The organism is Kitasatospora sp. Root107 (genome assembly GCF_001424875.1).
GTDB lineage: Bacteria > Actinomycetota > Actinomycetes > Streptomycetales > Streptomycetaceae > Kitasatospora.
The window spans coordinates 11858-32543 of sequence record NZ_LMCT01000031.1 but is presented as its reverse complement, the minus strand read 5'-3'; the positions used below and the strand labels follow the sequence as shown (position 1 = coordinate 32543).

The 20686-nt window shown below is 71.2% G+C and carries 14 protein-coding genes and 1 pseudogene; 10 read left to right on the top strand and 5 right to left on the bottom strand.

Annotated elements, in window-relative coordinates:
• Positions 1 to 40: 40 nt before the first annotated feature.
• The 6 genes from ASC99_RS24765 to ASC99_RS24745 all read left to right on the top strand — a co-directional run bounded on the left by ASC99_RS24765 (position 41) and on the right by ASC99_RS24745 (position 13000).
• The gene (locus ASC99_RS24765) at positions 41 to 5563 is read left to right on the top strand and encodes an RHS repeat-associated core domain-containing protein (protein WP_057235850.1); all 5523 of its coding nucleotides are present in this window, start codon (positions 41 to 43) and stop codon (positions 5561 to 5563) included.
• Positions 5564 to 5644: 81 nt separating this feature from the next.
• On the top strand, positions 5645 to 9490 hold the full coding sequence (locus ASC99_RS24760) for an FG-GAP-like repeat-containing protein (protein ID WP_157531725.1): 3846 nt from the start codon (positions 5645 to 5647) through the stop codon (positions 9488 to 9490).
• Between the two features lie 351 nt (positions 9491 to 9841).
• Positions 9842 to 10279 (top strand): NAD(P)H-binding protein, encoded by a 438-nt coding sequence (locus tag ASC99_RS39835; RefSeq protein WP_200948410.1) that lies wholly within the window; start codon positions 9842 to 9844, stop codon positions 10277 to 10279.
• Positions 10189 to 10821, top strand: a complete 633-nt coding sequence (locus ASC99_RS39830) for a hypothetical protein (RefSeq protein ID WP_200948409.1) — start codon at positions 10189 to 10191, stop codon at positions 10819 to 10821. Before ASC99_RS39835 ends, ASC99_RS39830 begins: the two co-directional genes overlap by 91 nt.
• On the top strand, positions 10818 to 11522 hold the full coding sequence (locus ASC99_RS24750; protein ID WP_057235845.1) for a maleylpyruvate isomerase family mycothiol-dependent enzyme: 705 nt from the start codon (positions 10818 to 10820) through the stop codon (positions 11520 to 11522). The genes ASC99_RS39830 and ASC99_RS24750 overlap by 4 nt, the downstream gene beginning before the upstream one ends.
• Before the next feature lie 221 nt (positions 11523 to 11743).
• Positions 11744 to 13000 (top strand): AarF/ABC1/UbiB kinase family protein, encoded by a 1257-nt coding sequence (locus ASC99_RS24745; RefSeq protein WP_057235843.1) that lies wholly within the window; start codon positions 11744 to 11746, stop codon positions 12998 to 13000.
• Here the strand turns inward: ASC99_RS24745 and ASC99_RS24740 are convergent.
• Both ASC99_RS24740 and ASC99_RS24735 read right to left on the bottom strand, forming a co-directional pair.
• On the bottom strand, positions 12926 to 13702 hold the full coding sequence (locus ASC99_RS24740; RefSeq protein ID WP_057236041.1) for a helix-turn-helix transcriptional regulator: 777 nt from the start codon (positions 13700 to 13702) through the stop codon (positions 12926 to 12928). The genes ASC99_RS24745 and ASC99_RS24740 overlap by 75 nt on opposite strands.
• 145 nt (positions 13703 to 13847) lie before the next feature.
• On the bottom strand, positions 13848 to 15212 hold the full coding sequence (locus ASC99_RS24735; protein ID WP_057235840.1) for a carotenoid oxygenase family protein: 1365 nt from the start codon (positions 15210 to 15212) through the stop codon (positions 13848 to 13850).
• A 76-nt stretch (positions 15213 to 15288) separates the two neighbouring features.
• Between ASC99_RS24735 and ASC99_RS24730 the strand changes: the two genes are divergently transcribed.
• Complete coding sequence (locus ASC99_RS24730) at positions 15289 to 15930, top strand: TetR/AcrR family transcriptional regulator (protein ID WP_057235839.1); 642 nt, start codon at positions 15289 to 15291, stop codon at positions 15928 to 15930.
• A gap of 37 nt (positions 15931 to 15967) precedes the next feature.
• Here the strand turns inward: ASC99_RS24730 and ASC99_RS41090 are convergent, their stop codons facing one another.
• Positions 15968 to 16318: a hypothetical protein gene (locus ASC99_RS41090; RefSeq protein ID WP_235583120.1), complete on the bottom strand. Its 351-nt coding sequence runs from the start codon at positions 16316 to 16318 to the stop codon at positions 15968 to 15970.
• 56 nt (positions 16319 to 16374) lie between these two features.
• Between ASC99_RS41090 and ASC99_RS41085 the strand changes: the two genes are divergently transcribed.
• The 3 genes and pseudogenes from ASC99_RS41085 to ASC99_RS24715 all read left to right on the top strand — a co-directional run bounded on the left by ASC99_RS41085 (position 16375) and on the right by ASC99_RS24715 (position 19371).
• On the top strand, positions 16375 to 16707 hold the full coding sequence (locus ASC99_RS41085; RefSeq protein WP_235583119.1) for a hypothetical protein: 333 nt from the start codon (positions 16375 to 16377) through the stop codon (positions 16705 to 16707).
• Between the two features lie 318 nt (positions 16708 to 17025).
• A pseudogene (locus ASC99_RS24720) lies at positions 17026 to 18013 on the top strand (DUF1702 family protein).
• Positions 18010 to 19371 (top strand): cytochrome P450, encoded by a 1362-nt coding sequence (locus ASC99_RS24715; protein WP_057235836.1) that lies wholly within the window; start codon positions 18010 to 18012, stop codon positions 19369 to 19371. Before ASC99_RS24720 ends, ASC99_RS24715 begins: the two are co-directional and overlap by 4 nt.
• A 120-nt stretch (positions 19372 to 19491) precedes the next feature.
• Here ASC99_RS24715 and ASC99_RS24710 read toward each other — a convergent pair whose 3' ends face one another.
• Positions 19492 to 20028: a flavin reductase family protein gene (locus tag ASC99_RS24710; protein ID WP_057235833.1), complete on the bottom strand. Its 537-nt coding sequence runs from the start codon at positions 20026 to 20028 to the stop codon at positions 19492 to 19494.
• Between the two features lie 3 nt (positions 20029 to 20031).
• The gene (locus ASC99_RS24705) at positions 20032 to 20517 is read right to left on the bottom strand and encodes a thioesterase family protein (RefSeq protein WP_057235830.1); all 486 of its coding nucleotides are present in this window, start codon (positions 20515 to 20517) and stop codon (positions 20032 to 20034) included.
• Between the last annotated feature and the right edge of the window lie 169 nt (positions 20518 to 20686).

Sequence of the window (20686 nt, the reverse complement as noted above, 5' to 3'; positions counted from 1 at the left end):
CTCAGTCTTTCCTCGACCACGGGGGAGGAGATCGCCGAGGGTGCTCGGCGTGGCGCTGCTCGCGCTGGCGCTGCCCGCGAGTGTGCTGCAGGCGACGCCGGCCCTGGCGGGTGAGGATCTGGCCCCGTCCAGGGTGGCGGCCCCCAAGTCGGTGCCGGTCTCCACACCCCGGCCCAAGGCCGTCGCACCCACCGACGTGTCCAAGCACGTCGCCAAGGAGCCGACGCAGCTGAAGACTTCGGGCCTGGCGGCGGCCACCACAGCGGGTGACGCCCCGTCAGGAAGCTTCGCCGTCACCCCGCTCTCCTCGTCGGGGACCTGGAGCGCGGGCGGTTCCTCGGGTGACTTCTCCTGGAGTTACCCGATGCCCGTGCCACCGGTGGACGGCGCTCTGGCGCCCACTCTCGCGCTGGCCTACTCCTCCCAGGGCGTGGACGGGCGGACCGCGGCCACCAACAACCAGCCCTCCTGGGCGGGGCAGGGCTGGGAACTCGCGCCCGGCAGCATCGAGCGACGCTACAAGGCGTGCTCGGACGACCTCGGCGGGAACAACGGCCAGGCGAAGACGCAGGACCTGTGCTGGGGCACCGACAACGCGACGCTCTCCATGGACGGCGCGGCCGGTGAACTCGTCCCGGTGGACCAGGCGGGCACCACCTGGCGTCTGAAGAACGACAACGGAATGAGGGTGCAGCGCCTCACCGGCACGGCCAACGGGGACGACAACGGCGAGTCCTGGATGGTCACCTCCCGGGACGGGACGAGGTACCACTTCGGATCCCGCCCGGACACCAAGTCGACGTACACGGTCCCGGTGTTCGGCAACAACGGCGGCGAGCCCTGCAACAAGGCCGCGTTCGCGGACTCGAGCTGCACCCAGGCCTACCGGTGGAACCTGGACTACGTCGTCGACACCCACGGCAACGCGATGGTGTACACCTACACGCCCGAGACCAACTACTACGCGCGCAACAACAGCACCACGGCCGGCACCCAGTACGTCCGCGGCGGACAGCTCGCCCAGATCGAGTACGGCAGGCGCGACGGCGTCGCCGGTACCGCCGCCGCCCGGGTGGTCTTCGAGACCGCCGACCGCACCGGCCCGACCGGCAGCCTGCCGGACACCCCCGTGACGCTCGACTGCGGTGCGGGTCCGTGCCAGCAGACCGGCCCGTCGTTCTGGACCCGCAAGCGTCTCGCCCGGGTGGTCGCCCAGGTGTGGAACGGCAGCGCGTACGCCGACGTGGACTCCTGGACCTTGCGCCAGTCGTTCCCGAGCAACGGTGACGGCACCCCGGCGAGCCTCTGGCTGGACGGCATCACGCACACCGGCCATCTCGGCGGCACCTTGGCGATGCCGGAGGTGGTCTTCGACGGTGTGCAGATGCCCAACCGGGTCAACGAGACCGACGGCCCGCTGATGAACTGGTGGCGGATCAAGGCGATCCGCAACGAGTACGGCGGCACGCTCACCGTCACCTACTCCGACAAGGACTGCTCGGCCGGCAACCTGCCCGCCTCGCCCGACGGCAACACCCGGCGCTGCCTGCCCGCCCTGTACGAGAAGGACGGCCAGCCGAAGCTGGAGTACTTCCACAAGTACGTGGTGACCAGGGTCGTGCAGAACGCCAACCTCACCGGTGACCAGTCCACACCCGTCGAGACCGCCTACGAGTACCTGGGCACGCCCGCCTGGCACTACGACAGCGAGGACGGCCTGGTGCCGGCCTCGCGCAAGACCTGGTCCCAGTGGCGCGGCTACGGCAAGGTCCGAGTGATCGGCGGCAACCAGGCCGAGGGCGCCCGGTCCTCCACCGAGACCACGTACTTCCGCGGCATGGACGGCGACAAGCTCCCCTCGGGCACCCGCGCCGCGAGCGTCACCGACACCGAGGGCGTCGCCGTGCCGGACGCGGCGCAGCTGGCGGGCACGGTCCGCGAGAGCGTGACCTACAACGGCGCCGGCGGCAAGGAGGTCACCGGCACCATCAACGACCAGTGGGTGTCCGACCCGACCGCCACCAGGGTCCGCCCCTGGGGCACCTACACCGCGCGCCTCACCGGCGTGGCCAGGACGCGCACCCGGACCGCGAAGGCCGACGGCACGGTCGCGCTGCGCACCGGTACCGAGACCACCTACGACAGCACGTACGGCACGGTGCTCGACTCGCTCGACCAGGGCGACCTGGGCACCACGGACGACGACCGGTGCACCCGCACCGGCTACGTCCGCAACACCGACCGCTGGCTGGTCAACAGGCCGAGCCGGGTGGTCACCGTCGCGGGTGCCTGCACCGACAGCCCGGTCCCGGCCGACGTGCTGGCCGACACCCGCAGCTACTACGACGGTGCCACCGCCTTCGGCACCGCTCCGACGATCGGCGACCTGACCCGGTCCGAGGTGCTGTCGGGCTGGAACGGCAGCACCCCCGGGTACACGGTGGCCGGGCGGACGGCCTACGACGCGCTCGGCCGCACGACGTCGAGCAGCGACGCGCTGGACCGCACCACGACCACCGAGTACCTGACCGGCCCGACCAGGGTCAAGGTCACCAACCCGCTCGGCCACGCGGTCACCACCGAGACGGACGCCCGGGGCGCGGCCGTCGCGCAGACCGATGCGAACGGCAAGCGCACCGACACGGAGACCGACCCGCTCGGCCGCACCCGCAAGGTCTGGCTGCCGGGGCGTCAGAAGGCGGTGGACGGGCCCAACAGCGAGTACCGCTACGCGCTGAACACCAACGGCAAGGCCAGCGTGGTCACCACCCTCGCGCTCGCACCCGACAGCACGTACCGAACCGGCTACTCCCTGGTCGACGGCCTGGCCCGGCCGCGGCAGACCCAGTCACCGACCCCGGCCGGCGGTCGGACGATCACCGACACCGTGTACGACTCGCGAGGCCAGGCGGTCAAGTCCAACGGCGCGTACTACAACAGTTCGCCCCCCGGTACCGAACTGGCCGTCGTCGCCGACACGGTGGTACCCAGTCAGACCAGGACGGTCTTCGACGGCGCGGGCCGCGCGACCGCCTCGGCGCTGTACAGCTCCGACGTCAAGAAGTGGGAGACCCTCACCGCCTACGACGGCGCCCGGGTCAGCGTCACTCCTCCCGCAGGCGGCACGGCGACCACCACCGTCCGCGACGCTCGCGGCCAGACCGTCGAGCTCGACCAGCTGACACCGACCGGCTCCGACGTGACCCGGTACGGATTCGACCGCCTCGGCCGCGCCACCTCGGTGACGACCCCGGCGGGCCGGGTGTTCGGCACCGAGTACGACCTGCGCGGACGGACCGTCAGGTCGACCGATCCCGACCACGGCGCCACCACCTTCAGCTACGACGACGCCGGCCAACGGCTCTCCAGCACCGACGCGGAGAACCGATCGCTGTACTACGGCTATGACGCGGGCGGCCGCAAGGTCTCGCTGCGCGAGGGCTCCACGACCGGTCCGCTACGGGCGAGTTGGCAGTTCGACACGCTCGCGCTGGGCAGGCTCAGCTCCGCCACCCGGTACGTGGGCTCCGCCCAGTACGTGCTGAGCACCACCGGCTACGACGCCGGCTACCGGCCGACCGGCACCTCGGTGACGATCCCGGCCACCGAGGGCGCCCTCGCCGGGACCTACCCGGTGTCGATGACCTACCTGGCCGGCGGCGAGATCGCCACCTCCAGCCAGCCCGCCGTCGGCGGTCTGCCGGCCGAGAAGCTGGACCACGGCTACGACGTCTTCGGCAACCCGACCCGACTGGAGGCCAAGGACGGCACCGGCGCCGTTCAGACCACGTACGTCCGCAACGCCGCCTACACCCCGCTCGGCGAGATCGCCCAGGTCAGCCTCGGCGCACTCGGCAAGTCGGTCTGGCTGAGCAACGAGTACGACCAGGCCACCCACCGGCTCACCCGGACGGTCACCGACCGCGAGGTGGCCGGCAAGACCCAGAGCGACACCCGCTACACGTACGACCCGGCGGGCAACGTCACCTCGATCTTCGACCAGCCCGGCGCCACCACCGGTGTGCCGGCCGACTACCAGTGCTTCCGGAACGACCAGCTCGGCCGCCTCACCGAGGCCTGGACGCCGTCCACGGCCACCTGCGCCAACCCGGTGACCCCGCCTGCCAACGACCCCGTCAAGTACTGGGCCTCCTACACCTACGACCAGGCCGGCAACCGGGCCACCCAGGCCCTGCGGCTCGGCTCCGGCCGCACCGACCAGACCTACACCTACCCGGCGGCCGGCCAGCTGCAGCCCGACCTGCTCAGCTCCGTCGCCACCACCGGACCGAGCGGTGCACGCACCGACGCCTACAGCTACGACCGGACCGGCAACACCACGGCACGCCCCGGCCAGCAGCTGACCTGGGACGCCGAGGGCAAGGTCACCCGGATCGTCGCGGGCACCAGCACCACCGACTACGTCTACGACGCGGAGGGCACCCGCCTGCTCCGCAAGGACCCCACCGGCACCACGCTCTACGTCGGCGGCACCGAACTCCGCCTGTCCGGCGGCTCGGTGACGGGCACTCGCTACTACGGGCTCGGCTCCCGGGTCCTCGCGATGCGGACCAGCGCGGGCGCGGTGTCCTGGCTGTCGAGCGACCAACACGGCACCTCGACCCTCGCGTTCGACGCGGCCACCCTCGCGGTGACCCGACGCAGGTCCCTTCCCTTCGGCGAGGACCGCGGCGCCCCGATCACCTGGCCGGACGACCACGGCTTCCTCAACAAGACCAAGGACGCCTCCACGGGTCTGACCCACCTCGACGCCCGGGAGTACGACCCGGCCCTCGGCCGGTTCATCTCCGACGACCCGGTGACCAACTCCAACGACCCACAACAGCTGAACGGTTACGCCTACGCCAACAACAGCCCGGCCACCCTCAGCGACCCCACCGGAATGATCCCCCTCGACCCGGACACCGGCCGCCCGGTCAACGAGGACCACTCGAAGCATGGCCAGAACCAGATGGACTACAGCCAGAACTACATGACCGTGCCGGACGATCCCACGGATGCGCGGCGGCACCCGCAGGTACCTCGGCCGATCGCTCCTGCGCTGTTCGTTCCGGTTTATGTTCCCGATCTCGGCCTGCAGATGCTCAAATCCCAGTACACGCTACGCCGATGGGACCTGTACAACGGCGCTCCCCAAATCGACGACACCGTGACGATGAATGCACCTGTCTACGTGGTCGACGGCAGGGCCATGAACTACAGCGCCGAGACCGAGCTCTCCGCCGAGATGGAGACGAGTGTCGGCGGCTCAGTAGGCGGGGTGGACCTGAGCGGCAAGTTCAAGGCCGGGGTCAAGACCAAGCAGACCATGGGCGGCACGTTCACCTACGTGAAGGACGGCTCGAACGTGCACTGGGATCACCCACAGTACGTCTACAGCGCCGAGGAACGGTGGTTCGAGGTGGACACACCGAATGGACACGGTTACCAGATCGGCGTCGTGTACATCAAGACATTCGCCGGGACTGCGGCCCGGAGTGGAAAGGAGGCCCCTGGGCTTCCGCTCGTGGGCAAGCAAATTTCGTTCAAGACCTGGCAGTAGGAGAATTTCGTGCCATCAACGAGAAGTAGTCGCGCAGCCATCGCACCCATGGCATCAGCGAAACGCTGCCGACTGGCTGCGGTGACCGCGAGCATCGTCGCTGCCGCGATCATGCCGCTCACCGCGCTGCCGGTATCCGAGGCGGCCGCCGCCCCGGTCCCTAAAGTCGCAGCCACCGTTGCCGCAAGTGAAACTGACGCGGTGGCAGCAGCGAAGCACTCCGGCAAGCGGGTCGAGGTGCTCGACCGGCGGACCGAGGCGGCGCAGGTGTTCGCGAATCCGGACGGTCATCTGACCGCCGAGTTCGCGCCGACCGCCGTCCGGGTCAGGCACGGCAACTCCTGGATACCGGTCGACACCACCCTGGCCGCCCGCGCGGACGGGACGGTCGCTCCGAAGGCGGCCACCACCGACCTGGTGTTCTCCGGTGGCGGCACCGCCCCGCTGGTACGGATGACCAAGGACGGCAAGGAGTTCGGCCTCAGCTGGCCGTCCGCCCTGCCGAAGCCCACGCTGGAGGGTGACTCCGCGACGTACGCCGACGTGTTCCCGGGCACCGACCTGGTGTTGCACGCGACCTCGAGCGGCTTCAGCCACCTCCTGGTCGTCAAGAACGCGACGGCGGCGAAGAATCCGGCCCTGCAGAGCGTCAAGTTCGGCCTGACGAACACCGGTCTGACCACCGAGGTGAACGGTGCAGGCGCCCTCACCGCCAAGGACTCGACCGGCAACGCGGTCTTCGCCTCCGCCGATCCGGTGATGTGGGACACGCCGGCCGCGGATCGCCGGGCCACACCTGTACCGGCCGGTGAAGCCAGGCAGGCCAAGGTCGCCGTCAAGGTGACCGACCGTCAGCTGGAGGTGGTGCCGGACCGGGCGATGCTCACCGACCCGGCCGCCCGCTTCCCGCTGGTGATCGACCCGACCTACCTCGAACGCCCGATGTGGGACTGGAACATCTTCGAGAGCCAGCACACCACCACCAACTACTGGGGCGTCCAGGGCAACGCCATCAAGGTCGGGCCCGACGGCAGTCGCGAGTGGCGGGGGATCTTCCGCTTCTGGGTGGACCCGATCTTCGGCTCGACCGTCCGCAGCGCCCAGCTCAAGGTGGTGGTCAACTCCGCGACCAACTGCGACGCCTCGACGGCGATGAACCTGCACATCAACTCCCAGGTCCCGCAGAACGCCACCTGGTCGAACTCGGGCTGGGGTGGCTGGATGTCCTCCGCGTTCGGCTGCGGGGACGCCAACGGGCTGTACTTCCCCAGCAACGAGACCTTCCGGGCCAAGCTGCAGGAAGCGGCGAGCAACAATTGGTCCAACGGAATCACCTTCGGCATCAACACCGCGACCAGCGGCGTCTACAAGCTGCTGACCCCCGGTGAGACGCGGCTCGTGGTGGAGTACAACCACGCCCCGAGCGCTCCCGCCGCGCTGGCCATGGTCCCGTCCAAGCCCTGCGCCACCGGGCCCGACCGGACCTATCTCACCTCCACCTCACCGCAGTTCACGGCGAAGCTCTCCGACCCCAACGGCGACAACGTCGGAGCCCGCCTGGAGGTCGTCCGCAAGAGCGACGGCGCGACGGTCTACTCCGACCCTCCGGCCGGCCAGAACCCGGCGCAGTCGGTGGCCAGCGGCGGTGCCCAGACCTGGGCCCCGGTCCCGGCGGGCACGCTCGCCGCGGGCGTCGTCTACACCTACCGGGCGTCCACCTGGGACGGTCTGGCGTGGAGCGGCGCGTCGGCTCCCGGCTGCGAGTTCGAGATCGACCTGGGGGCGGCGAGCACCCCGCTGGTCAGCTCGCGCTGCGATCCGCCCGCCTGCGGCGAGTTCGGCGTGCCGATGGGCACCGCCAGGGCCGTCACGCTCAGCCCGGCACCGGGTGACACCGGCATCGTCAGGTACCGGTACGGCACCCGCCAGGGTGCGTTCACCATGACCGTGGCCGCCGGCCCGGACGGTACCGCGACGATCCCGGTCACCCAGTGGACCAGCGACCCGACCTGGCTGTTCGTCAAGGCGGTCAACCGGGCCGGGCAGGAGAGCCTCGGTACCGCGTCCTTCGACGTGATGGCCGCCTACAACCAGAACAGCGCGCCCGGGCGACGGGGCGACGCCAACGGCGACGGGCTCGCCGACACCACCGCGGTCTTCTCCGACAACGCCACCCAGACCTCGGTCTACACCTGGCAGGCCTCGGCGACGGGCAGCTACCCGCCGGTCGGCGTCGAGATCAACAACGGGTACGCGGCCTCCGACGTGCAGACCGTGCGCGGTGACTTCGACGGTGACGGGCGGACCGACCTCGCGATGATCCGTCAGGAGACCGGCGGCCGGATCACCGGATGGATCTACCGGTCGGACGGCACCGGCTACCAGCCGCCGACCGCCCCCGCGCTGGACTCCGGCAGCAACCCCGGCTGGTTCACGAGCAACATCAAGCCGGTCGCAGGTGACTTCGACGGCGACGGGAAGGCGGACCTCGGTCTGTACTACAACTACGGCAGCTGCCTGACAAAGCTCTGGGTGTACTACTCCACCGGCACGGCGTTCACCGGCTCCTTCACTCAGCCGGCCTGGGCCAGCAACGTCAACGGGTTCTGCTGGGACCGCGTCAAGGCCGTCGTCGGCGACTTCGACAACGCGCCGGACAGGCGGCAGGAGATCGCGGTCCTCTACCGCTGGGACGGCAACTGCGACTGGAGCATCGACACCTTCCGTCAGCCCGGCACCCGGGGCTCCTTCGCCCAGGGGTTCTCCGGAGTCAAGGAGAGCGGCTGCTCGGACTGGAACCAGCTCAAGCCGGTCGCCGGCGACTTCAACGGTGACGGACGCGACGACCTCGGGGAGTTCTACAACACCGCGCCGAACCAGACCGCCTTCCGGACGCTGACCAGCACCGGAAACGTCGCAGGTGACTCCTTCGCCGCAGAGGTGCAGCGCTCGTCCGAAGCGCTGGACTGGAACAGGCTGGAGCCGTCCACGGCCAACGTCGACAACACCGGCCCCGACGAGGCGGTCCTGGTCGAGCGCGTGTCCGCGACCCAGACCAACCTCTGGACGATGCGTACCACCGACGGCACCGCCTTCACCCGCACTCTCCGGTGGGACGGCCGGGTGACCGCCGGGCTCGGCATCGCCGGCAAGGGCGCGTCGATGACGGGTGACTCCCGGGCCGAGACCGTCCGGGTCAAGTCCGACGGCGCGCTCTGGGGTGCCCCCAACATCGACGGCATGCACGGCGCCTGGGGCCCGGAGCGGTACTCCGCAGGCACCTCGACCGATCCGGCCAGGGCCTTCTTCGCCGACCTCGACGGGGACGGCAAGAAGGAGTTCATCTACCTCAAGCCGGACGGCGTACTCCGCGGATACCCGAACAGCGACGGCCTCAACGACGGCTACGGGACCGGCCGCAAGGTGGGCGAGGGCTTCCCCGACCCGGCGCGCCTGCGGTTCGCCGACCTGGACGGCGACGGCCGGGACGACCTGATCAGGATCGAGGCGGACGGCACCCTGCAGGCCTGGCCCAACATCGCGGGCATCAACAACAGTTGGGGAACCCAGCGCCAGATCGGCACCGGCTTCGCCGATCCCGCTCGGGTCCGGTTCGCCGACCTCAACGCCGACGGCCGGGACGACCTCGTGCGCGTCGAGAGCAACGGTGACCTGCGAGCCTGGGTCAACGTCAATGCTCTGGGCGCGACCTGGGCCGCCGACCGGGTCATCGGTTCCGGGTTCTCCGACCCGTCGCGGGTGTTCTTCGCCGACCTGGACGGAGACCACCGGGACGACCTGGTCCGAGTTCAGGACAACGGTGATCTGTTGGCCTGGCCCAACCCGGACGTCACCGTCTCGGGCTGGGGGACCTCCCGAGTGGTCGGTACCGGCTGGACCGACCCGACCAGGCTCAAGTTCGCCTGACCGGACGGGCCACGCGGGGTCGTTCGGCACGCACGCTCGCCGCACGGCCGAAACACCCAAGTAGCTCCGCTACGAGGGCGCCTCGGCCGCACGCCGATCGCACGCCCCGAACGACCCGGCCTGATCCGGCGCGAATTGTGAGACAGGCCCTACACCCGTAGCCGCCTCGTCGCAGAACCGACCACGTTCTGGAGCACGCTGTGAGAAGTCCGGGCGGGCCCGGCAGACCCAGGATGGCTGCGGTGCCTGCCCGACTCCGGGCCGGACGCGATCGCCGCTGGGCCGCTCGGACCGCCGGGGACGGCCGCGCCGCTCGCCGGGCCGTCGAGAGGAGTTCTCATGCTGGTTTGCGTGACGGGGGGCACCGGCTTCGTCGGGGCCCACTCGGTCGCGGCCGTCCTGCGCGCGGGGTGCCGGGTCCGGCTGCTGGTCCGTGACCCGGCCGCCGTGGGGCGGTCGTTGGTGCCGCTCGGCGTCGATCCGGGCCGGCTGGAACTGGTGGTGGGCGACGTCACGGACGAGGGTGCGGTGGCCAAGGCGGTCAACGGCGCGGAGGTGGTGCTGCACGCGGCCTCGGTGTACTCCTTCGACAGCCGCCGCCGGAGCGAGATGCGGCGCACCAACGTGCGCGGTACCGAACTCCGAGCGTCGGGGCGCTGTTCCCGGCCGACGGGCCGACGGTGCGGACCGGGTCGCCGGTGGGCCGGCCCCGGGAGGCGTACCTGGCGACCAAGGCGGCCGCCGAAGCGGTGGCCCGCCGACACCAGCAGCAGGGTGCCCCGGTGGTGATCAGCTACCCGCCCGCGCTGCTCGGCCCGCACGACCCGTACCTGGGGGACCAGAACGCGCGGCTGCGCAACGAGTTACGGGGGCTGATGCCGCTCTGGCCGGCCGGCGGCCTCCCGGTCGGGGACGTCCGGGACACGGCGGCGATGCACGCCGCCCTGGTGACCGGGACCGCCGGTGGGGCGGCGCGGCAGTTCGGCCCGCAGCACTTCCTGACCACCCGCCAGTACGTCCAGGCGGTCCGGGAGTCCACCGGGCGGAAGCTGCCCGCGATGTACCTGCCGGCCAGGGCGATGCTGCCGTTCGGCCTGCTGACCGGGGCGGTGCAGCACGTCTGGCCCTGGCACATCCCGGCCGAGTACGGCGCCGTCTACACCTGCGCGGTGGCGGCCCCGGCCGAGGGCGGCACCGAACACGGCATCGGGCCAAGGCCGTTGGTGGAGACGATGACCGACACCATCGCCTGGCTGCACGCCCGGGGGCATCTGACCCGGGCCCAGGCGGGCCGGGCGGCGGCCGGGGCAGTGGCGGGGGTGCGCGGATGACCGCCGACCGCCTCGCCCCGGGCGGCTGGGAGCGGCTGCCGCCCCGACTCGGCTACGACCGGGTCAGGGAGAACGTGATCGGACTGCTCAGCGGCAGGCCGGAGTTGGCGGAGGTCGCCGTCCCGGCCTGTCACGGGTGGACCGTCCGCGATCTGATCGACCATCTGGTGGACGTCTGCCGGCAGGTCACCCAGGGGACCCAGGTGCTGCCGCTGCGGCACCCCGACCCGGACGGCGCGGCCGGGGTGCCGGAGCTGCTGGAGCGGTGGACGGCGCTGTCCGCGCTGCTGCCGCCGCTCACCGAGGGGCTGCGCGGCCCGATCATGACGATGGACGCCCTGACCCACGAACTCGACCTGTGCCGGGCGATCGGCGAGCCGGTGCCGGTCGACCACCCCGCCTACCCGGGCTCGCTGGACCTGGTGGCGCTGGGCATGGGCCTCACCGTGGCGGAGCTGGGCTTGCCCGCGCTGCGGGTGCGGGCGGGCGGCCAGGAGTGGCTGGTCGGCCCGGGGGAGCCCGGGGTGACGGTGGGCGGGCACCATCACGACGTGTTCCGGTCGCTCACCGGGCGGCGAACCCCCGGCCAGATCGGTGCACTGTCCTGGAGCGGGCCCGCCGAGCGCTGGCTGCCGGCCTTCACCTGGTGGCCGTTCAGCCCGCCCGAGGAGCCGACCGAGCAGGCCGTGCAGGGGCGTTGAGCGTTCCGGTGTCGCAGAACGGCACGTCAGGAGAAGTCCGGCAGGCCGTTGGCACTGAGTATCTGTAGGGCCGTCCTGAAGCAGTCGGCGCTGGGCACAGCTGACGAGGGAGAGCCCCATGGGTGACGCGGGCACAGACAGGTCCGGCCTCGGCCGGCGCGCGGTGCCACACCGTCACCGCCCTGGGCGGGGCGGTGTTCCGGCCGGGCCGGGGAGGGTCGGTGTCCGCGCGGCTGGCGAAGCGGGCCCCGAAGATGCTGACCGAGCTGGGCCCGTTCTACGTCAAGGTGGGCCAACTTCTCAGCACCCGGCGGGACTTGCTGCCGGAGCAGTGGTGTGACGAGCTGGGGCGGCTGACCGACACGGTGCCGCCGCCCTCGCGGGAGGAGCTCACGGCGGTGCTGGTCGAGGAGTTCGGCCCCGAGGAGAGCTGGCCGTTCGGCGAGTTCGACTGGGAGCCGGTGGGCAGCGGCAGCATCGCGACGGTGCACCGCGCGGTGCTCACCGACGGGCGGGTGGTGGCGGTCAAGATCCGGCGGCCCGGCATCGTGGCGGTGATGAGCAGCGACTTCCGGCTGGCCGGGGCGTTCGCCCGGGCGACCGGACGGCTGCCCGGCCTGCGGCGGCTGCCGGCCGAGGAGATGCTCGGTCAGATCGGGACGGCCGTGCTGGCCCAGGCCGATCTGGCGGCGGAGCGGGACTCGCTGGCGCAGCTGCGCGCCAACCTGGCCCCGGTGAAGGGCGTACGGCTGCCCGAGCCGATCGAGGGGTTCGGCGGCGACCAGGTGCTGGTGATGGAATTCCTGGACGACCTGCGGGAGTTCCGTCCCGAGCCGTACCGCCCCGAGGAGCGCCGGGACGCGATGCAGCGGGTGCTGCGCGCGGTCTACCAGATGCTCTTCCTGGACGGGCTGGTGCACTGCGACCTGCACCCGGGAAACCTGCGGCTGGACGCGGCGGGGGACGTGGTGCTGCTGGATGCCGGGTTCGTGGTCCGGCTGCCCGACCAAGTGCGCAGGCACTTCGGGGAGTTCTTCCTCAGGATGGCGCTCGGGGAGGGCCGCCGGTGCGCGGACATCGTGATCGAGAGTGCCGCGCGGGTGCCGGCCGACTTCGATCGGGAGGCGTTCCGGACCGAGGTGGAGAAGCTGGTCGGGGACGCGTCGGCGGTGGTGGCGGCCGAGTTCAACCTCGCGGCGTTCGCGCCGCGGCTGTTCAGGTTGCAGCGGCGGTTCGGGATCTTCGCCGCAGCGGAGTTCGCGTTCCCGCTGCTGTCGCTGCTGGTGCTGGAGGGCATGATCCACAGCTTCGACCCCGGGGTGGACTTCCAGGGGCGGTGCGCGCCGACGCCGTTCGCTGAGCGGGGACGGTTCTGGGGCCGCCCCGGGTGGTTCGGTCCGGTGTCAGCCGGATCTTCTGATGCCCGGAGCACGAGCGAGCTGTACGGCTCGCTGGGCCGGGCGCGGCACTTCCAGTAGCTGCCTGCCGTCGAGTTCGGGCAGCGCCAACAGGATCGGGATGTCCAGCTTGCCGAGCGGACGGGTCATCACATCGGCCTCGACCGTCCCGCCGCCGGAGATCACCACCGGCAGGTGCGAGGAGCCGACGAAGAGCGGCTGCCGCACCCAGGGGCGAGGCTCCACCGGGGCCCTGGAGACCACGGCGGCCCGGACGAACCACTGGCCGTCCGGCAGCCCGGTCAGCCGGTACGGTCCGGTCCGGTCGAGGACGTCGCAGGCCTTCGGCTGGCCCTCGGGGATCGACTCCTTGAAGGCCGCCACGTAGATCCGGATGGGGAGTTCGGTGTCGGGGACGTACAACTCGCCCTGGACGGAGCCGCTGTGTCCGGTCGGGCCGGCCGGGCGCAGCGCGCTCGGTGTGGCGTCCATCCCGAGTTCGGACATCATCCGGAACCTGGCCGGCGGGACGCCGACGCTGCGGGTGAAACGGCTGGTGAATGTGCCGAGACTGTTGTACCCGACCATGAAGGAGATGTCGGTGACACTGGCCGACGTCTCCAACAGTAACTTTTTCGCCATACAGAGGCGGATGGCAGCCAGGAATCGACTGGGTGAGGTGCCGGTGAGTGTGCGGAATACCCGTGAGAAGTAGAACTTGCTCAATATCGCGCTGTCCGCGATATCGTTCAGGGTCAGGGGCTCGTCAAACCGCTCCCACATCGTTTCGACGGCCCGTTCGACAGCGTCATGCAAGGAATCTCTCCATTCCCGATGGGTGGATGTCCTATTTGTGCTGCTGCATTAGGGGCCGAGCCTAGCGATGTGGTGTCATGTCCGCAATGGTGCGCGCCGGTCCACGCCGGGCTCACAGTTGAGAATTCGCCACCCACTGCGCGTGAAATCCGTGCGGCACCCGGACGGGCAGCGGGACGACGGCGACCGGCGGTCCGGTGAAGCGGGCCGAGTCGAGGACGATCAGTTCGCTCCGGTCGGTGGCGGCGTCGTGCACCAGGCTGAGCAGCCAGCCGTCGCCCTCGGGGGCGTGCGCCCCGCGCGGGACGAAGACCGCTTCACCCGCCTCCCGGCCCGGCTCCACCCGGTGCACCTCGGTGTGTCCGGTGAGCAGGTCGTGGCGGAGCAGCTCGGGCCCGGCCAGCGCGGCGCCCTGGCCCGGCCGCAGACCGACGGTCACGGCGTAGCGGTACGGCGATCCGGCGTAGCGGTCGTCGATCCGGGGGAACTCCTGGGCGCGGCCGTCGAGTCGGCGCTCCAGCACGGTGCCGTGCCGGTGGTCGACGGTCCACCGCCACAGGGCCGGGGTGGACTCGGCCGGGTGCAGTGGGTCGCGGTCGAAGACCCGTTCGTGCCGGATCACGTCGATCACCGTGCGGTCGCCCTGCTCGTACGCGTTCACCGGGTGGAAGACGAAGCAGGGGTCGATCTCCAGCCAGCGGACGTCCGCGTCGCGGCCGCCGCGCGGCAGCACGCCGATCCTGGCGCCGTGGCCCTCGTCCCAGGTGTAGGGGACCCGGGAGCCGGCCGCGGCCGCGCTCGGGTCGAAGGTGACCGGCAGGTCGTAGATGATCGCGTGACGGTCGGTCAGCGAGAAGGCATGCACCATCGGTGCGCCCTTGACGGTGATCGGCTCGGCCCGGCTCACCCGGCCGTCCGCGTCCACCGTGAGGTAGCTCAGCTGCGGCTGGCCGAACTGGTGGGCCACGGCGTGCAGTTCGCCGGTCAGCGGGTCCGTGACCGGGTGGGCGGCGAAGCCGGCCGGCAGGGTGCCGTCGAAGTCGTGCCGGGCCAGCGTCTCCAGCTGCTCGCCCAGCTGGAAGGGCAGTGCGCCGCCGTCGCCGAGGGCCAGGGTGCGGCCCGCGTGCCGGACCAGGTTGGCGTTGGTGTTGTCGCACAGCCCCGCGGCCGGCCCGGGGGTGGGCAGTTTACCCAGCGCGCGGGTGACCCGGTCGGTGCGCAGCCAGCGGTTGCGGTACCACTCGGCGCGGCCGTCGCGCAGGCGCAGCCCGTGCACCATCGCGTCGCCCGCGAAGGCGTGGTCGACAGCGGGGTCGGACGGGCCGAGCGGGTTGGCGCCGATCCGCAGCAGGGTGCCGTCGAGTCCGGCGGGGAGCTGTCCGAGCACCGGCAGGCCGTGCTCGGTGACCTCTTCGGTGACGGGGCGGTAGCCGCTGGTCAGCAGGTGCGACGTGCCATGAGTGCGACGGGTGGTCATCTGGCGTCCCCTTGCATATCGGCGTTATATAACTCTGTTCTGCAAAGGTTCCTGCTGTCGTGAGAGGATGTCAAGAGTGAGCCCCCGTCAGATCGACCCGACTCTCGCCCCCCAACTCCTGCGAGCTGCCGCCAAGTTGCTCGCCGAGGAGGGGCCCAAGGCGCTGTCGACCCGTCGGCTCGCAGCCGAGGTGGGCACCTCCACGATGGCCGTCTACACGCACTTCGGCGGCAAGGGCGACCTGGTCAGGGCGATGGTCCGGGAGGGCTTCAGCTACCTCAACCGCAGTCTCACCGAGGTCACCGAGACGGCCGACCCGGTGGCCGACATCGGCGCGCTCGGCTGGGCGTACCGGCGCAACGCGCGGGAGCACTGGCACCTCTACAGCGTGATGTTCGGCGGGTCGGTGCTCAGCGGCTTCTCGCTGACCGACGACGACCGCCAGCACGGGCGCTACACGCTGGAGACCCTGGTCGGCGCGGTCGCCCGGTGCATGGCGGCCGACCGGCTGTCGCCCGGCGACCCGCAGGCGGTGGCGCACCAGCTGTGGATCGCCCTGCACGGCCTGGTCACCCTGGAGTTCGGCGGCTACCTGGTGCCGCCGTACGACGCGGACGCCTGCTTCGAGGCCCAGGTGGCCGGGCTGCTGATGGGCGCCGGCGGCGAGCCCGCGGGCACCCAGGCCTCGATGGTGCGGGCACGCGAACGGCGGGCCTGAGCGCTGATGCCCAGGCCCGCCGTCCGTTGACCGTCCGTCAGTTGTTCCAGGGTGCGGTGGGCCACCAGATGTAGTCGAGCCGGCCGAGGATCCGCACGTCCCAGTAGACCATCGTGAAGACGCCGGCCACGATGAAGGCCGCCGCCGTCACGGCCGCCACCCGGCCCGGTGAGGCACTCAGCCACCGTTGCAGCCGGCCGCCCAGACCGTACGCCAGGGCGAGCACCAGCAGTGCCATCACCACGATGTTGCCGACCGACTGGAGGGTGAAGGCGGCCGCGCCGTACAGCGGGTTGTGGGTGGTCGCGGCGTGCCGGAACAGGTCGCGGAAGAGCGGGTAGGGGCGCCCGATCAGGAAGCCGCCGACCAGGGCGCCGAGCACCAGCATCGGTGCGTTCGGGAAGCGCCGGGAGATCGGGCCCAGCGGGTCCTTGGGTCGGGGCGGTGGAGAACTGCGGCATCCGGGTGCCGACGAAACCGACCAGCGCGCCGTACGCGGCGGAGACCGGAATCATCCCGGCCGCCATCCAGCCCAGCGGCCTGACGATCAGCAGGAACCGATCCCGACGGCTGGTCAGCTCGCCCATCATCGGGCCGACCGCGCCGAAGACCGCGATGTTGCAGGCCGTGAAGGAGCCGGCCAGGCCGGTGACGAAGGCGAAGACCACGCCGGTCGCGATCCCGGCGATCGGCGTCCTGTGGGCGTCGTGGCCGAGAAGGGCGTTGGCCGTGGTGGTCCCGATCTCGGTGTCCACGAACTTCGCGGACCAGGCGTAGGAGAGGAACAGGGCGAAGCCGACGCTGAGGAGCACCAGCAGTCCTCGGCGGCGCGGGAAGGTGCCGTTGACGAAGAGTGAGGTTGGAGGGGTTCCTGTGGCGGATGTCGGAACGGCGCGGAGATCGCTCACGTTTGCTGCTCTTCCGGTCGGGTGTTCAGGACAGGACGGCTTGATTCTGGGTGTCTGCGAAGTGGCCGACTTCTTCCCACGTGCCCTCGGCAGGGCACGTTCGGAGTAGGCGGGAAACCCGCCAGGACGCCAGGATTTCGGTTGGACAGCTGCGCCCATTCGGCAGCCCGATTCTCCGGAGGGAACCATGGCGGGTTCTTGGCGTGCGCTCAGGCGCCGAATTCTGACCCCAGATCATTCGGAAACGAAGCTCTCCAAGCGGGGATTCCACGAGAAGAGCGTGAAATCCCGGGAACTGCTGGAGACGGTCGGCGAGACCTTTCTCACCGGCTACGCCTACGTGATGGAGGCGCGCACCATTGCCGAGGCGGAAGCCCGGCTGGAGGGCGTGCCCGACCAGTTCCGCGGATTCGCCTACGAGGGTGCCGCGATGGGCTGCGCGATGCTGGACGGACTGCCATTCGGCAATGGCCGCAAGGTGGCCGAGCTGCTGGCGGGTCGCGGCCGTCAGCACAGCTACATGGCCTACGTCGGCGTCGGCGAGGATCCGGCCGATGGCCCGGCTGCCCCGGTTCCGCTGGGCCGCGATCACCCCGCCGGACCCGCTGCTGCGCTGGCTGGTGCTGGACGGCTACGGCTTCCACCAGGCGTACTTCCACACCCGCAAGTACGTCCACGAGCACTACCAGGAGCCGAACTTCCCGTGGCCGGTGGACGGTTCGGCCGACTACCGGAACCGGGCGATCGACCAGGGCATCGGCCGCGCCTGCTGGTTCGTCGCGGGCACCGCGCCCGACCGGGTGGCCGACCTGCTCGACCGCTTCCCGGCGCACCGGCGGCCCGACCTCTACAGCGGGGCCGGGCTGGCCGCCACGTACGCGGGCGGCGGGGACCAGGCCGAGCTGCAGGTGTTCTGGGAGCGGGCGGCGAAGTACCGCCCGCAGGTGGCCCAGGCGTCCGCCTTCGCCGCCACCGCCCGGGTGGAGGCGGGGCTGGTCACCTCGCACACCGAGCTGGCGGCCCGGTTCTTCTGCGATCTGACGCCCCATGAGGCGGCCGCGCTGTGCGACAAGGCGCGCCCGGCGACCGGCCCCGACGGTCCGGTGCCGGCCTACGAGATGTGGCGGCAGCGGATCTCCGCGCAGCTCGCCGAGCAGCGCGACGTGACCGCGTGAGCGCGCCCGCGCGGGCCCGGCGGCTGCCGCCCGGGCCGCCCGCCTCCCGGGCCGTCGGCCTGCTGGCCAAGATGGCCAGGGACCGGCTCTCGGTGATGACCTCGGCGGCGCTGAGCTACGGCGACGCCGTCCGGCTGCCGCTGGGGCCGAAGACGCTGTTCTTCTTCAACCACCCCGACCACGCCAAGCGGGTGTTGGCGGACAACGCCGCCAACTACCACAAGGGCATCGGCCTGGTGCACGCCCGGCGGGCGCTCGGGGACGGGCTGCTCACCAGCGAGGGCGACCTCTGGCGGGCGCAGCGCAAGGTGATCCAGCCGGTCTTCCAACCGAAGCGGATCTCCCGTCAGACCGGGGTGATCGCCGAGGAGGCGGCCAAGCTGGTGGCCCGGCTGCGGGCCAAGGCGGGCACCGGTCCGGTGGACATCCGGGAGGAGATGACCGAGCTCACCCTCGGCATCCTCGGCCGGACCCTGCTGGACGCCGACCTCGGCGTGTACGACTCGATCGGCGAGTCCTTCGAGGTGGTCCAGGACCAGGCGATCTTCGAGATGATGTCGCTCAGTGCCGTCCCGTCCTGGCTGCCGCTGCCCCAGCAGCGCCGGTTCCGGCGGGCCAGGGCGGACCTGGAGCGGATCACCACCCGGCTGGCCGCCGAGCGGGCCGCGCACCCGAGCGCCGACGGCACCGACGTGTTGTCCCGGCTGATCGAGGCGACCGCCGCCGAGCCCGACGAGGCGGTCCGGCGGCAGCGGATGCGGGACGAGCTGGTCACCCTGCTGCTGGCCGGGCACGAGACCACCGCCTCCACGCTGAGCTGGACCTTCCTGCTGCTCGACCAGCACCCGCTGGTCCTGGAGAAGGTCCGGGCCGAGGTGGTCGAGGTGCTCGGCGACCGCCAGCCGGTCCCCGAGGACCTGCACCGACTGACCTACACCTCCATGGTGTTGGAAGAGGTGATGCGGCTCTACCCGCCGGTCTGGATCCTGCCGCGCAAGGCCCAGCAGGAGGACGAGATCGGAGGCTTCCACGTCCCGGCCGGCGCCGAGGTGCTGATCTGCCCGTACACGCTGCACCGGCACCCCGAGTTCTGGGACGCCCCGGACCGCTTCGATCCGGAGCGCTTCGCGCCGGGCCGGGCCGCCGGGCGGCACCGCTACAGCTACATCCCGTTCGGGGCTGGACCGCGCTACTGCGTCGGGAGCAGCCTGGGCCTGCTGGAGGCCACCGTGGTGATCGCCGCCGTGGTACGGGAGTTGAACCTGGCGAAGGCCCCGGGGTACGTACCGAAGCCGGAGCCGATGCTCACCCTGCGGGTGCAGGGCGGGCTGCCGATGACCGTCCACCCGATCGACTGAGCCGTACCTACGCAGAGCGCCCGGCCGGGGTTTCCCGGCCGGGCGCTCTGCGTGGAAAGCCGGAAAGCCGGAAAGCCGGTGCCTCCCGTGCGGGAGACACCGGCCTCTCGTGAACTGCGGTCAGTCGCCCAGGCGGTGGAAGCCGCCGGCGAAGTACAGCAGCGGGTCGTCCGCCGGCTCGCGTCCGAGGTCCAGCACCGAGCCGAGGAAGATCGAGTGGTCGCCGCCGTCGTACTCGGCGGTCAGCTCGCACTCCAGCCAGGCCTGGGCGCCCACCAGGACGGGGGCCCCGGTGTACCGTCCCGGCACGGTCTCGACGGCGTCGAACTCCTGGGTGCCGCGCGGCCGGTGGTGGTCGGCGAAGTGCCTGGCCGCCTTCTCCTGCGGGCCCGACAGCACCGACACCGCGAAGGCCCGCTCGGCCAGGATGGTCTCGTGCACGGCCGCCGTGCGGAGCACGCAGACCAGGATCACCGCCGGATCGAGCGAGACCGAGGTGAAGGAGTTCGCCGTCATGCCCCGCGGCTCGGCCCGGCCGGCCGTCAGCACGGTCACACCGGTGGCGAACCGGCCCAGCACGCCGCGGAGTTCGCTCCGCTCCCGGGCCGGCCGGTCGGCGGTCGGCCGGCCCACGGGCAGTCTGTCGATGGACGTCATCGGCTACACCTCGCTCGGGACGAGGACGGGCCGGGCGGCCCGTCCGGCGGAGCTGCTCGGGGCGACCGCGAACGGTTCGAGCGCCTTGCGCAGCGCCTCCGGCACCCGGGTCGGCCGGGTGTCGTTGTTCGGGCCGCGCATGCACGCCACCCGCTGCCGCCCCCGGGCGACCAGCAGTTCGCCACCCGCCTCGGGCAGTTTGACGTAGTCGAAGGTGAAGCCGACCTGGGTCTGCGTCAGGTCCTCCAGCCGCATCCGGATCGACAGCTCGTCGAAGGCGGTGATCTCGGCGAAGAACTCGCAGTCCACCTTGAGGGTGAACAGCTTCAGGTCGGCGCGGATGTCCTCCAGCACCTCCGGAGCCATCTCCCGCAGGAACATCTCCCGGCAACGACCCTGCCAGCGCAGGTAGTTGACGTAGTAGACGTTGCCCACCAGGTTGGTCTCCTCGAAGCCGACCAGGTGACGGTACTCGTAGAACGGCTGCATGGTCACTCCTCGGTCTCCGTCGACAGGGCGAACATCACCGGCAGGTCGACCCCGTGCAGGGCGGTCGGGAAGGTCGCCACCAGGGCGCCGCCGGCCCGCAGCACCACCCAGCGGTCCGGGGTGTCGGGCACCTCGGCCAGGGTCAGCGCGACCTGGGCCCGGCCGGTCT

Excerpts from the sequence above, each read along its gene's own strand:
- ASC99_RS24750 (WP_057235845.1), top strand. The coding sequence starts at position 10,818 with ATGACCGCCGACCGCCTCGCCCCGGGCGGCTGGGAGCGGCTGCCGCCC.
- ASC99_RS24740 (WP_057236041.1), bottom strand. The coding sequence starts at position 13,702 with ATGTGGGAGCGGTTTGACGAGCCCCTGACCCTGAACGATATCGCGGAC.
- ASC99_RS24735 (WP_057235840.1), bottom strand. The coding sequence starts at position 15,212 with ATGACCACCCGTCGCACTCATGGCACGTCGCACCTGCTGACCAGCGGC.
- ASC99_RS41090 (WP_235583120.1), bottom strand. The coding sequence starts at position 16,318 with ATGCTGGTGCTCGGCGCCCTGGTCGGCGGCTTCCTGATCGGGCGCCCC.
- ASC99_RS24710 (WP_057235833.1), bottom strand. The coding sequence starts at position 20,028 with ATGACGTCCATCGACAGACTGCCCGTGGGCCGGCCGACCGCCGACCGG.
- ASC99_RS24705 (WP_057235830.1), bottom strand. The coding sequence starts at position 20,517 with ATGCAGCCGTTCTACGAGTACCGTCACCTGGTCGGCTTCGAGGAGACC.